Annotated in this window: 11 protein-coding genes; 6 read left to right on the forward strand and 5 right to left on the reverse strand. The window is 64.2% G+C overall.

The window, feature by feature from the left end; genetic code table 11:
• Window positions 1-193: 193 nt before the first annotated feature.
• Window positions 194-655: an SRPBCC family protein gene (locus AC0L3N_RS01630; RefSeq protein ID WP_473545087.1), complete on the reverse strand. Its 462-nt coding sequence runs from the start codon at window positions 653-655 to the stop codon at window positions 194-196.
• Window positions 656-811: 156 nt separating this feature from the next.
• On the opposite strand from AC0L3N_RS01630, the gene AC0L3N_RS01635 reads away from it, so the two are divergent.
• Complete coding sequence (locus AC0L3N_RS01635) at window positions 812-2,617, forward strand: IlvD/Edd family dehydratase (RefSeq protein WP_473545089.1); 1,806 nt, start codon at window positions 812-814, stop codon at window positions 2,615-2,617.
• Between the two features lie 250 nt (window positions 2,618-2,867).
• On the opposite strand, the gene AC0L3N_RS01640 is transcribed toward AC0L3N_RS01635, so the two are convergent.
• The gene (locus AC0L3N_RS01640) at window positions 2,868-3,287 is read right to left on the reverse strand and encodes a GFA family protein (protein ID WP_473545091.1); all 420 of its coding nucleotides are present in this window, start codon (window positions 3,285-3,287) and stop codon (window positions 2,868-2,870) included.
• A 192-nt stretch (window positions 3,288-3,479) separates the two neighbouring features.
• Here AC0L3N_RS01640 and AC0L3N_RS01645 point away from each other — a divergent pair, with 192 nt between their 5' ends.
• The 3 genes from AC0L3N_RS01645 to AC0L3N_RS01655 are packed head-to-tail and all read left to right on the forward strand — an operon-like array spanning window position 3,480 to window position 6,176.
• The gene (locus AC0L3N_RS01645) at window positions 3,480-4,298 is read left to right on the forward strand and encodes a chromate resistance protein ChrB domain-containing protein (RefSeq protein ID WP_473545092.1); all 819 of its coding nucleotides are present in this window, start codon (window positions 3,480-3,482) and stop codon (window positions 4,296-4,298) included.
• Between the two features lie 38 nt (window positions 4,299-4,336).
• Complete coding sequence (chrA, locus tag AC0L3N_RS01650) at window positions 4,337-5,722, forward strand: chromate efflux transporter (RefSeq protein ID WP_473545094.1); 1,386 nt, start codon at window positions 4,337-4,339, stop codon at window positions 5,720-5,722.
• A gap of 55 nt (window positions 5,723-5,777) precedes the next feature.
• Entirely contained in the window at window positions 5,778-6,176 is a 399-nt protein-coding gene (locus AC0L3N_RS01655; protein ID WP_473545096.1) for a hypothetical protein, read from the forward strand.
• Window positions 6,177-6,197: 21 nt separating this feature from the next.
• Here AC0L3N_RS01655 and AC0L3N_RS01660 read toward each other — a convergent pair whose 3' ends face one another.
• Both AC0L3N_RS01660 and pdxR read right to left on the reverse strand, forming a co-directional pair.
• On the reverse strand, window positions 6,198-7,787 hold the full coding sequence (locus tag AC0L3N_RS01660) for a trimethylamine methyltransferase family protein (RefSeq protein ID WP_473545098.1): 1,590 nt from the start codon (window positions 7,785-7,787) through the stop codon (window positions 6,198-6,200).
• 196 nt (window positions 7,788-7,983) lie between these two features.
• A complete protein-coding gene (pdxR, locus tag AC0L3N_RS01665) occupies window positions 7,984-9,477 on the reverse strand; it encodes a MocR-like pyridoxine biosynthesis transcription factor PdxR (protein WP_352958566.1) in 1,494 nt (497 codons plus the stop codon).
• A 298-nt stretch (window positions 9,478-9,775) separates the two neighbouring features.
• Here pdxR and pgi point away from each other — a divergent pair, with 298 nt between their 5' ends.
• Window positions 9,776-11,419, forward strand: a complete 1,644-nt coding sequence (gene pgi / locus AC0L3N_RS01670) for a glucose-6-phosphate isomerase (protein WP_473545100.1) — start codon at window positions 9,776-9,778, stop codon at window positions 11,417-11,419.
• 5 nt (window positions 11,420-11,424) lie between these two features.
• On the forward strand, window positions 11,425-12,147 hold the full coding sequence (locus AC0L3N_RS01675; RefSeq protein ID WP_095493669.1) for an HAD family hydrolase: 723 nt from the start codon (window positions 11,425-11,427) through the stop codon (window positions 12,145-12,147).
• On the opposite strand, the gene AC0L3N_RS01680 is transcribed toward AC0L3N_RS01675, so the two are convergent.
• Window positions 12,131-12,895 (reverse strand): class I SAM-dependent methyltransferase, encoded by a 765-nt coding sequence (locus AC0L3N_RS01680; RefSeq protein WP_473545102.1) that lies wholly within the window; start codon window positions 12,893-12,895, stop codon window positions 12,131-12,133. The genes AC0L3N_RS01675 and AC0L3N_RS01680 overlap by 17 nt on opposite strands.
• Window positions 12,896-12,902 lie beyond the last annotated feature (7 nt).

The following is a 12,902-nucleotide window of genomic DNA, read 5'->3' on the forward strand; positions in this document are numbered from 1 at the left end:
CCCCCCCCCCGGCGGGGGCGCCCCGCGCGGGGGGCTGTCTCTTTTGGGCGGCCGCCCCCCCGCCGGGGGGGGGGGGGGGGCGGCCGCCGCCCCCCCCCGGGGAGGGGTCATCTCAACCGCCTCGACCTCTTACGAAAGAAATGTCGGAGCGCGTCGCCACCGACCCCACCCGGCCCTTCGGGCCACCCTCCCCTCAAGGGGGAGGGGCTGCGCCCACCTTCTCGCCAAAACTCGAAAAAAACTGCCCGGCCAGTTTCTTCGACGTCGATTCGATCAGCCGGCTGCCGAGCTGGGCGATCTTGCCGCCGACATCGGCCTTGGCCGCATATTTGAGGATCGTCGCCTCCGGGCCGTCGGCAGTCAGCGTCACATCGGCGCCGCCTTTTGCAAAGCCGGCGACGCCACCCTTGCCCTCGCCCTGGATGGTGTAGGAATGCGGCGGGTTGAGATTCCTGAGCGTCACCTCGCCGTTGAACGTCGCCTTGATCGGGCCGATCTTGACCACCACGGTCGCCGCCATCTCTGTGTCCGACTTCTTTTCGAGGCTCTGGCAGCCGGGGATGGTCTGCCTCAGAACGTCCGGGTCATTCAGCGCTTCCCACACCTTTTGCAGGGGTGCGGCGATGCGTTCCTCGCCTTCGATCACCAAAGCCATCAAAATCTCCGGATACAAATTGACAACCCCCGATCCGGTCTAGCGTGGGGCCAGATGTATGTCTATCGCACCAAAGTCCGGAATCGGATGGCGCGTGCCTCTTGCCTGCTCTCGCGCGTTGTCATATCGATTTGTCATACAAATACGGAGACCATGATGGCCGGCGCCCCCACAACGAAGAAGAAATTTCGCTCGCAGGAGTGGTTCGACAATCCCGACAATCCGGGGATGACGGCGCTTTACCTCGAGCGCTACCTGAATTACGGACTGACGCGTGCCGAACTGATGTCCGGCAAGCCGCTGATTGGCATCGCTCAGACCGGCTCGGATCTGTCGCCCTGCAACCGCCATCATCTCGAACTGGCCAAGCGCGTGCGCGAGGGCATCGTCTCGATGGGCGGCATCCCTTTCGAGTTCCCGTGCCACCCGATCCAGGAGACGGGCAAACGCCCGACCGCGGCACTCGACCGCAACCTTGCCTATCTCGGCCTGGTCGAGGTGCTCTACGGCTATCCGCTCGACGGCGTCGTGCTCACTATCGGCTGCGACAAGACGACGCCGGCCCTGCTGATGGCCGCCGCCACCGTCAACATTCCGGCTATCGCGCTGTCGGTCGGCCCGATGCTCAACGGCTGGCACAAGGGCAAGCGCACCGGCTCCGGCACCATCGTCTGGGAATCGCGCCAGCGCCTGTCGGCGGGCGAAATCGGCTATGACGAGTTCATGGACATCGTCGCCTCCTCGGCGCCGTCCACCGGCTATTGCAACACCATGGGCACCGCCACCACCATGAATTCCTTGGCCGAGGCGCTCGGCATGCAGCTGCCGGGCTCGGCCGCGATCCCCGCTCCCTATCGCGAGCGTGGCCAGATCGCCTATGAGACGGGAAAACGCATCGTCGACATGGTGCATGAGGATCTAAAGCCCTCCGACATCATGACCCGGCAGGCCTTCGAGAATGCCATCGTCGTCAATTCGGCCATCGGCGGCTCGACCAACGCGCCGATCCATCTCAATGCCATCGCCCGCCATCTCGGCGTGCCGCTCGACAATGACGACTGGCAGAAGGTCGGCCTCAAAATACCGCTCATCGTCAACCTGCAGCCGTCGGGCGAATATCTCGGCGAGGATTATCACCATGCCGGTGGCGTGCCGGCGGTGGTGGCCGAACTGATGAAGGCCGGGCTGTTGCCCCATCCCGACGCCATGACCGTCAACGGCAAGACGATGGGCGACAATTGCAGCGCGGCCGTCAACGAGAATCCCGACGTCATCCGCACCGTCGCCGAGCCGCTGAAGGCCAATGCCGGCTTCATCAATCTTAGAGGTAATCTGTTCGATTCGGCGATCATGAAGACCAGCGGCATCTCGCCCGAATTCCGCGAACGCTATCTGTCGAACCCGAATGACCCCGAGGCCTTCGAAGGCAACGCCATGGTCTTCGACGGGCCAGAAGACTACCACGCCCGAATCGACGATCCGGCGCAAGGCATCGACGAGCACACGATCCTGTTCATGCGCGGCGCCGGTCCGATCGGTTATCCCGGCGGCGCCGAAGTCGTTAACATGCAGCCGCCGGCCCATCTCATCAAGAAGGGCATTCATGCGCTGGCCTGCATCGGCGACGGCCGCCAGTCGGGCACGTCGGGCTCGCCGTCGATCCTCAACGCCTCGCCCGAAGCCGCCATAGGCGGCGGGCTGGCGCTCTTGAAGACCGGTGACCGCGTCCGCATCGACCTACGCAAGGGAACCGCCGACATTCTCGTCACCGACGACGAGATCACGCGGCGTCGCGCCGAGCTGCAGAACAGTGGCGGCTATCACTACCCCAAGCACCAGACGCCATGGCAAGAGATCCAGCGCGGCATGGTCGACCAGTTTTCCGAAGGTATGGTGCTGAAACCGGCGGTGAAATACCAGGATGTGGCGCACACCAGGGGCGTGCCGCGGGACAATCACTAAACGCCTCTTCTTTCCTTCTCCCCTTGTGGGGCCCGAAGGGCGGGCGAGGCCCGTGACTCGCCCCGGGCGGTGGATTGGCGCGCAGCGCCAAGACGGTTGAGGGGTGTTGGCCGGAGCGCTGTTGGTGCCAAGCTGGAACCCTCATCCGACCGAGCGGAGCCTGTCCTCGGGCTTGCCGGAGGCAAGACCCGTGGGCTCGGCCACCTTCTCCCACGAAGGGGAGAAGGAAAGAGCCGCGTCCAAGCAGCGCCTATAGATAGCCGGTGATATCAGGCGCCTGATCCTGCCTGTCGCGCTTGCCGTCCTCGTAGACGATCGGTGCTGCGCCGAGTTCCTCTTCGGTGACGTCGTCGAGGCAGGCGACGTTCACCGCCCAGAAATTCCCGCCCATGAAGTCGAGATAGCCGCGCGAGAGAAAATTCGCGCCGCAGTTCGGGCACATATAGTGGTTGATGTCACCTTCCGGCCAGTTCGACGGCGTCGCCTTGTATTCCCGCATCCGGTCGCGGCCATCCGTCACCCGCACGGCCTCATAGCCCGCGAAGGATTTCCGGTAGCCGAGCTTCCAGCAGAAGCTGCAATTGCATTTACGGATGCCTTCGGCGAGGTCGATTTCGGCTTCGAAACGCACCGCACCGCAATGGCAGCTGCCGTGATAGGTCTTTTTCATGGTTTTCCTCCCAGACGTGTTCTGGCTCCGCCAAACCGGCCGCCGGAGCCAGAGCATCCTTTGCTCCAGGCATGACGCTTGACAAGCGTGCGCTACAAATCCACGATCATACCAAGGGGTGCATCGCGACGACCCCGTGAGGCGTCAGCCCAACGTTCGCGTCCAAGCTTCTCTCTCAAGGAGGTGGACGCCATGCCGTCGACAACCGCTATCACCGTATCGCAACTTTCCCGTCTGATTGGTCTGCCGGGTGCGCCCGCGATCATCGACGTTCGCATCGAAGAGGACTACAACGCCGATCCGCGCCTGCTGCCGGCCTCAAGCCGGCGTGATTTCAAAACCGTCTCGACCTGGGCATCCGAATTCGCCGGCAGCCGAGTGGCGGTCGTCTGCCAAAGAGGACAAAAGCTCTCGCAAGGCGTGGCCGCATGGCTGCGGCACGAGGGCATCAGTGCCGAATCCCTCGAAGGCGGGCTCGAAGCCTGGCGCGATGCCAAGGGGCTTCTGGTTCACGCCGGCAAGATACCGCCCCGCGATGAAAAAGGCCGCACCGTCTGGGTGACGCGGACCCGCCCGAAGGTCGATCGCATCGCCTGCCCCTGGCTGATCAGGCGCTTCATCGATCCGAGCGCGGTCTTCCTCTTTGTCGAGGCGGCCGAAGTGTCGGCCACTGCGGATCGCTTTCAGGCCGTGCCTTTTGACATCGACAATGTGTTCTGGACTCACCGGGGCGAACGCTGCACCTTCGACACGATGATCGAAGAGTTCGGGCTCGAATCCGAGGCGCTCGACCGTCTCGCCATGATCGTGCGCGCAGCCGATACCGCACGCCTCGACCTGATTCCGCAGGCAGCCGGATTCTTGGCCGCCTCGCTTGGCCTGTCGCGGATGTTTCGCGACGATCTGGAACAGCTGGAGGCAGGCATGCTGCTCTACGATGCGTTTTTCCGATGGTGCCGCGACGCCACCGAGGAGACGCACAACTGGCCAAGCGCGAGCAAGCCATCATGAGCGCCCTGCCTTCTGACAAAACGGGGGCTTCTGACAAAATGGCGACTTCGGGAAAAACGGGCGAGACCGTCGAAGCGCCGGCTGCGCCATCCTTCCGTGAAGGCGTAAAACTCTGGGCGAAAATCGGCCTGCTCAGCTTCGGCGGGCCGGCCGGCCAGATCGCGCTCATGCACAGGGAATTGGTCGAGGAACGGCGTTGGATCGGCGAGCAACGTTTCCTGCATGCGTTGAACTACTGCATGCTGCTGCCCGGCCCTGAAGCCCAGCAACTCGCCGTCTATATCGGCTGGTTGCTGCACCGGACGATCGGCGGCCTGGTCGCCGGTATCCTGTTCGTCGCGCCGGGCGCGCTTGTGATGCTCGCCTTGAGCATCCTCTATGCGCTGTATGGCGACGCTCCCCTCGTCGAGGCGCTGTTTTTCGGGGTGAAAGCGGCCGTGCTCGCCATCGTGGTCGAGGCGATGATCCGGATTGGACGTCGGGCCCTGAAGAACCGGGTCATGGTTTCGATCGCGCTCGCCGCCTTCATCGCCATCTATGCTTTGAACGTGCCATTTCCGCTCATCATCCTGCTTGCCGGCCTGGCAGGTTGGATTGGAAACCGTATTGCGCCGGCGCTTTTTTCCGGCGCGGCGCACGGCAAAGACGCGGTTCCCGACATCAAGGGCGCGGTCGACCTGATGTTCGAGCGCGGCGAGCTGGCCCACATCAGGCCGACGCCGTGGCATGCGCCGCGCACCATCGCGATCTGGCTGCCGATCTGGCTCGGGCCTGTGCTTCTGATCTGGGCGTTCACCGGATCCGCCAGCGTGTGGACTGAGATTGGTGGATTCTTCAGCGTCATGGCGGTCGTCACCTTCGGCGGCGCTTATGCGGTCCTTGCCTATGTCGCGCAGGCAGCCGTCGAGTCCTTCGGCTGGCTCGCGCCTGGTGAGATGGTCGATGGTCTTGGACTCGCCGAAACGACGCCGGGTCCACTCATTCTGGTTTTGCAGTTTGTCGGCTTTCTTGCCGCGTTCCGCCAATCCGGATCGTTGAGCCCGCTGCTTGCCGGATCGCTTGGGGCGATGCTTACGCTGTGGGCCACGTTCACGCCTTGCTTCTTCTGGATATTCCTCGGCGCGCCCTACATCGAAGCCCTGCGCGGCAACAAGGCGCTGTCGGCGGCGCTGACCGCGATCACCGCCGCCGTCGTTGGCGTCATCATGAATCTCGCTCTGTGGTTCGGCTTGCACGTGATCTTCGGCGAAGTGCGCAACATCGGTCTTGGCATGGACGTGCCGGTGTTTTCATCGATCGACTGGGGTGCGGCGCTGCTGTCGTGTGCTGCCATGATCGCCATTCTGAAGCTGAAGATCGGCATGCTGCCGACGCTTGCGGGATCGGCCCTCGCTGGCGTTTTGTTGCTGGCAGTGGGCGGTTAGCGGCTGCGTGCGGCCGGCGCTTCGCTGCGGTTTCGGGCATTCGGATAGGAACATCATGGCGAAACGGCGCTCCTCCCTAGGCTTCCTCGGAATGTTCGGCCGTTCAGGCGACCTCAGGCAACTCGACGCCGCGTTACGCGGCGTCGACCTTCATCCCGCCCTTGTGCCGGAAGGAGCAAAGCTCACCATCGTCAATCTGATGAAGGATCACTGGCCTGACGAGCCGCCACCACAAGCCTACCCATCGGTGGCGCAGCTGCTTGGCTATTGTGTTGCCGGGCCGGAAGCATTCGAGCAAACCAACGGCCTTCAACATAGGCTGGATGCGGAGCGCCGGATCGAGGCGGCACTTGAGGCCGGCGACAGCTTCGATGCGCAAATCATACTGATGACGCTGCATGCCAAGCTGATCGATGGCGAGGTCGTCGAGCGCTATGGGTTGGGCACCGACTGACCGTTTTGACGAGTAGCGTCTTCAGCCGCCCATGCCGCTGCGCGGCAGATGGATAAGATTGCCGAAGCGGGCGCGCAACTTGTCATCGACCAGCTTCGGCACATGGCGCGGGAAGCGCTCGGCGAGGATGCGTTTCTTCTCGATGATCGCCCGCTGCAAGATGTCGGGCCTGCCCTTCTCGTTCCACTCCTTCGGTGAAAAGCGGTCGCCGACCGCCGGATAGAAATATTCCGTCTGCATCAGCCGCAGCGTCTGCTCGTTGCCGAGATAGTGACCCGGGCCCTTCAGGCAAACGTCGGCGATGGTGTCTATCGACAGCGACTCATCGGTCACCTCAATGCCGCGCACGCAGCGCAGGCAATGGCCGAGCATGTCGTTGTCGATGATCAGGCTTTCCAGGCAGAAGCCAAGCAGCGAGGCGTGCATGCCGGCCGATTCGTAGACAAGGTTGAGGCCGGCAAGGCCGGCCATCACGTCAGTGATGCCCTTTTCGTAACCGGACTGAATGTCGGGCAGTTTCGAATCCGTCATGCCGGCGGCCGAGCCGCCCGGCAGGTCGTAGAATTGCGCCATCTGGGCGCAGGCAGCGGTCAGCACCGCTTGCTCGGCCGAGCCGCCGGACATGGCACCGGTCCTGAGATCCGAAACGAACGGCCAAGTGCCGAAGATCGCCGGATGCCCGGGTTTGATGGCGTTGACATAGACGAGGCCGGCGAGCACCTCGGCCACCGCTTGCACCACCGCACCGGCGATCGCTGCCGGCGCCGTGGCGCCCGCCTGGCCGGCCGACAGCAATAGGATTGGAATGCCGCCTTCGACGCAGGCCTCGAGTACGCCGCAGGCGTCCTCGGCGAATTTCATCGGCGGCACGACAAAACAGTTCGAATTGGAGACGAAAGGCCGCGCGCGAAAATTCTCTTCGCCGCCGGCAATCGCATAGAGCATGTCGAGCGCCGGCTTGACGTTCTCGCGTACCGTGAAGGAAGTGCCGACATGCTTCGACGTGCCCATCACGCAGGCGTAAAGCGTGTTGAAATCCATATCGAGCGGATCGGGAATGTCGCGCGGCACCATCGGCCGCTGGAAGAAATGGATGTTGTCGAGCCCTTCGACGATGCGGGCCGCGTCATAGATGTCCTGCAGCAGCGACTCGCGATAACAGCGCTTCTCGACGTCGACCAGATGCACCGCGGCGCCCGCCGTGCCGTAATGCACGCGCTTGCCCTGGATCAGCATGTCGTGCTTGGGATCCTGGCCATGCAGGGTGAAGTGGCGTGCGGCCTTCTTGATGGTGCCGAGGACGAGCGCGCGCGGAAAACGGATGCGGCCGTCCTCGCTGAGCGTGGCGCCGGCCTCGGTCAGCACCTCGATGCAGGATGGGATGGCATTGGCGAAGCCGACCGTTTCAAGCAGCGTCAGCACCGCTTCGTGAATGCGCTCGCGGTCGTTTTCGCTGAGCGGCCCGTAGCTTCCGCCTTCGAGGCCGGCGCGCACCGGCTTGATATCGTCGGCAAGTGGCGCCGCCCGCATGGCGCGGCGCGCTTCGCGCCCGCCGGAACGCCGCGAACGTTGGTCCGAGGGCGTATCCGGCTTCTCAACAGCCACTGACATGGGAGGCACTCCACCTTTAGCTGCGAAGCGGGCGGCGGTGGTTGGTCCACCAGGTGGTTGGTCCACCATCGGCCCGCTTCGTCCCCTTATGCTTCGAACTATGCCGTCGGCATTGGCACAGCCTATGAGCCAGACGGTCCCGTCGCATATGCCAGAGCGCTAAAGAACGGTGGCAGGTCCCGGCCCGGACGAGGCATCAAGCCGCTGCCGGCCTGCGCCCGGCCGCCGTCGCCAGTTCGCGGATGCCGGGCTCGATGTGCTGCAGCGCGATCGAGGAGATGCCCAGCCGCATGAAGCGTGACGGCTTTTCGGTGCGGTCGAAGAAGCGGTCGCCGGGCTCGATGATGACGCTGCGCGAGGCGGCGGCCTCGGCTAGCCCGCGCGAATCGGTGCCGCGCGGCCCTTCGAGCCAGAGCGACGCGCCACCGGCGGAATCGGTCGAGCGCCACTCAGGCAGGAACGCGGAAATCGCATGGATCAGACGCTTGCGCCGTTCGTCGAAGGCGCTCGACAGCCGCCGCACCAGCGCCTCGTGATGGCCAAGCGACAGGAACAGCGCGACCGCGCGCTGGTTGTTGGCCGGCGGATGACGCAGCATGAAGCGGCGCAGCGCGCGAAGCTCGGAGATCAGCCCGGCCGAGGCGACGATGTAGCCGAGCCGCAGACCCGGAGCCAGCGTCTTCGACATCGAGCCGACATAGATGACGCGGCCGGAGCGGTCGAGGCTCTTCAGCGCCTGCTGCGGCGCCTCGTCCAGAAGCTGGCTGTCATAGCCGTCCTCGATGATGATCTGGTTGTGGCGATTGGCGCGCGCCAGCAAATCCTGCCGACGCTCCGCCGACAGCGGCACCATGGTCGGGCAATGGTGGCTGGGCGTCACGAAGACGAAGCCGGAATCGTTGGGAATAGAAGCGGTTACAATGCCGGAATGGTCGACCGGAACCGGTGTGACGTCGGCACCCGCCAGCCGGAAGATCGAGCGTGCGTCGGGATAGCCGGGGTCTTCCATGGCCACCTTGGAGCCCTTGGTCATCAGCAGCGTCGCCAGCATGTAGAGCGCGTTCTGCGCGCCGAGCGTGACGATGATCTCATCGGGATTGGCGAAGATGCCGCGCCGCGGCAACAGCCGCGCCTGGATCTGCTCGATCAGCAGCGGATCGTCGCGGTCGACCATGTCCGACGCCCAGTTGCGGATCTCGAGCACGGCGAGCGCCATGCGGTTGCACTCGCGCCACTCGGCGGTCGGGAACAGCGCCGGATCGAACTGGCCATAGACGAAGGGGTAGGACGACTTGATCCAGTTGTCGTGCTTGGCCGGCGGCGGCATGTCACTGGCCGCGATCTGCCGACGCGCCTTCCAGTCGATCTCGTTGGCCTGGTCGGGCGCCTTCTGATGCGGTTTGGCCGGCGTCGCCAGCACGTCCGGATTGACGAAATGGCCGCGTCGTTCGCGCGCCACCAGGAAACCCTGGTCGACGAGCTGCTGGAAGGCCAGCACCACGGTGCCGCGCGCCACACCGAGTTTCTCGGCCAGGATCCGGCAGGACGGAAGCGGCATCGAGGCGGCGATTTGCCGGTCGAGGATGGCGGCGACGATCGCTTGACGGATCTGCGCCTGCAGGGTCTGGCCGGATTCCGCCGAAATCCGGAACAGGCCGGACCATATGGCCGTGTCGTTTCGCTGTGGCATGGAAGATGTTCCTCGATGGCCAGCTTTTTTCACTTGGCTGGACCAGTCGAATGTACCGGTGGCACAAGCTGTTGCGCCAATCAATTTTTCTGATCACTGGGATTTACGCCAGTGATCCTTCCCCCGCGTGACGCAACGCGTCATCGCGGCGTGACGCAACGCGTCATCGCTGCCTGACGCAGTGCGTCATCGCTGCGCATTGAAACCAGTGGATTTCGGCTAGATAGTTTGGACGCGACGACACGCGCCGGAAACATCCGGTCTGTTATGTTGGCATCTCAAGGCTCGGAGTGAGGCAGTGGATCAATCGTCCTTTCAAAAACAACTCGACGCCCTGCGCGATCACCGTGCGGCAAAATCGGGCAGCATGCGCGAGGCTTTCGCTGCTGATCCGCAGCGCTTCGAAAAATTCTCCGCCACCGACGGTGACCTGCTGCTTGACTGGTCGAAATGCGCGGTCGATGCGCAGACGATGGATCTGCTGGAGAAGCTGGCGGGAGCCGCCGATCTCGAGGGCCGGCGCGCCGCGATGTTCTCGGGCAAGAGGATCAACGTCACCGAAGGCCGCGCCGTGCTGCACACCGCCCTGCGCAACCTGAACGGCAAGGGCATCGTGCTCGACGGCCAGGACGTGAAGGCGGAGGTTGTCGCCGTGCTCGATGCGATGGGCGCCTTCGCCGATGCCGTGCGCTCCGGCAAGGCCGCCGGCGCCACCGGCAAGAAGATCACCGACATCGTCAACATCGGCATCGGCGGGTCCGACCTTGGCCCGGCCATGGCGACGCTGGCGCTGGCGCCCTATCACGACGGGCCGCGCACGCATTACGTGTCCAACATCGACGGCGCCCACATCCACGACACGCTGAAGGGCCTTTCCGCCGAAACCACGCTGTTCATCGTCGCCTCGAAGACCTTCACCACCATCGAGACGATGACCAATGCCGAGACGGCGCGCGAATGGGTGCAGAAGGCGCTGGGCAAGGAAGCGGTCGGCAAGCATTTCGCCGCCGTCTCGACGGCACTGGACCTGGTGGCTAAATTCGGCATCGCGTCCGATCGCGTCTTCGGCTTCTGGGACTGGGTCGGCGGACGCTATTCGGTGTGGAGCGCGATCGGCCTGCCGGTGATGATCGCCGTCGGCCCGAAGAATTTTCGCGCCTTTCTCGATGGCGCGCACGCGATGGACGAACATTTCCAGACGGCGCCGCTGGCCAGGAACCTGCCGGCGCTGATGGGACTGATCGGCTGGTGGCATCGGGTGATCTGCCAATACCCCGCCCGCGCCGTCATTCCCTATGATCAGCGCCTGTCGAGGCTGCCGGCCTATCTGCAGCAGCTCGACATGGAATCGAACGGGAAGAGCGTAACCCTCGACGGCGGCACTGTGACCACGCCGACCGGCCCGCTGGTCTGGGGCGAGCCCGGCACCAACGGCCAGCACGCCTTCTTCCAGCTGCTCCACCAGGGCACCGATTTCATTCCAGTCGAATTCCTCGCCGCGGCCATCGGCCATGAGCCGGATCTCAAGCATCACCACGATCTGCTGCTCGCCAACTGCCTGGCGCAGTCGGAGGCCTTCATGAAGGGCCGCACGCTGGAGGAAGCGCGCGCGCAGATGCTGGCAAAGGGCATGGCGCCCGCCGAAGTCGACAGGATCGCCCCGCACCGCGTCTTCTCCGGCAACCGGCCCTCAGTGACGATCCTCTACAGACAACTCGATCCGCATACGTTCGGACGGCTGATCGCGCTCTATGAGCACCGCGTCTTTGTCGAAGGCACGCTCTTCAACATCAATTCCTTCGACCAATGGGGCGTCGAGCTCGGCAAGGAACTGGCGACCGGCCTGCTGCCTGTCGTGGAGGGCAAGGAGAATGCCGCAAAGCGGGACGCTTCGACCGCCGGACTGGTGGGACACATCCACCGATTGCGCGGATCGGAGTAAGCGGCTTGGCCGAGATCAAGGGAATATTGTTCGACAAGGACGGCACGCTTGTCGACTTCAATGCGACATGGCTCGGCGTTGCCGATTTCATGGCGATGGATGCGTCGGAGGGTGACCGCTGGAAAGCCGACAGGCTGCTTGCCGCGGCAGGCTACGATTTCGCCACCAAACGCTTCAAGCCCGACTCTATCTTTGCCTCCGGCACCAACATGGATGTCGTCGAGCTTTGGTTTCCGCGCCTGTCCGACGAAGACCAGATGCTTGCCGTCGCTCGATTCAACGAGATCACGTCGGTGCAGGGCTCGTCGATGGCGGTGGCGCTGCCGGGCATCGTCGAGACGCTTGGCGTTCTTCACAGGAAATCCTACCGGCTCGGCGTCGCCACCAACGACTCGACCACTGGCGCTGAAAAGACATTGCTGACGCTGGGCGTCGCGCAGCTGTTCGACGCCGCCTATGGTTATGACGCGGTGGCTAATCCGAAACCGGCGCCCGATACGATCCTCGCCTTCTCGGACCTGACCGGCCTGAGGCCGGCCGCGATCGCCATGGTCGGCGACAATCGCCACGATCTGGAGATGGCGCGGGCCGGCGGCTGCGGTCTGGCGATCGGCGTGCTCTCCGGCACCGGCACGCGGGAATCGCTGTCGCAGATCGCCGACGTCATTCTGGATTCGGTTGCCGACCTGCCCGACTTTCTTTCGGCAAGAGTCAAGGAGACGACCTGAACTCGCAGGGCTGCTCCGGCTCGAACGAGAAGACGCCGCTCGGCTTCGTTGCCGCATCTTTTGCCTCGCCGACATCCGGCACCTGATATTCGGCCAGCAGGCGAAGCCGCGAGCGGGGCAGGTAGGCCCGGCCCGGGTCGCCGATCAGCACATTGATGCCGGCGGCCAGGCAGCGATCGAGGAAGGAGATGACCCGGTCGGCGAGATCTTGCCCGTAAAACAAGTCGCCGGCCACCACGACATCCACCGGCGGCGGCGGACCTGCGGTGATGTCCTCGCCGACCACCGTGATTGCGACGCCGTTCGCCGCCGCATTGAGACCGAGCGCGGCGACGCCGTTGCGGTCGATCTCGGACGCGATCACTTGGCTGGCGCCGGCCTTTGCCGCGGCGATGCCGACGAGGCCCGACCCGGCGCCGAGGTCGAGCACGCGAAGCCCGGCCACGGACTCCGGCCGATCGAGAATGTAGCGGGCAAGCACCGCGCCGCCGGCCCAGGCATAGGCCCAGTAAGGTGGCTGCGGGTCGGGCCCGTACTCGTCGGCTTCGGTTCCTTCTTCTTCCGGCTCGGCTGCTTGTCCATCTTGATGCGTGAGCCGCCACAGACCGCTCGCTGGATGGGCTGCGTAAAGCCGGATTTCGGGCAGCGCGGGAACAGGGGCGATCCGCATGTTCGCCTTGATGAATGTCAGTGGATCGGTACGGGAAAGCGTATCCGCCGCGTTGTCGACAGTAAGGCAATCGCCCAAAATTATA

The organism is Mesorhizobium sp. WSM4807 (assembly GCF_055811615.1).

Bases quoted from the DNA above. Each gene is read 5' to 3' on its own strand.
- AC0L3N_RS01660 (WP_473545098.1), bottom strand. From the start codon at position 7,787: ATGTCAGTGGCTGTTGAGAAGCCGGATACGCCCTCGGACCAACGTTCG.
- pdxR (WP_352958566.1), bottom strand. From the start codon at position 9,477: ATGCCACAGCGAAACGACACGGCCATATGGTCCGGCCTGTTCCGGATT.
- AC0L3N_RS01640 (WP_473545091.1), bottom strand. From the start codon at position 3,287: ATGAAAAAGACCTATCACGGCAGCTGCCATTGCGGTGCGGTGCGTTTC.
- chrA (WP_473545094.1), top strand. From the start codon at position 4,337: ATGGCGACTTCGGGAAAAACGGGCGAGACCGTCGAAGCGCCGGCTGCG.
- AC0L3N_RS01655 (WP_473545096.1), top strand. From the start codon at position 5,778: ATGGCGAAACGGCGCTCCTCCCTAGGCTTCCTCGGAATGTTCGGCCGT.
- AC0L3N_RS01645 (WP_473545092.1), top strand. From the start codon at position 3,480: ATGCCGTCGACAACCGCTATCACCGTATCGCAACTTTCCCGTCTGATT.
- AC0L3N_RS01635 (WP_473545089.1), top strand. From the start codon at position 812: ATGGCCGGCGCCCCCACAACGAAGAAGAAATTTCGCTCGCAGGAGTGG.
- AC0L3N_RS01630 (WP_473545087.1), bottom strand. From the start codon at position 655: ATGGCTTTGGTGATCGAAGGCGAGGAACGCATCGCCGCACCCCTGCAA.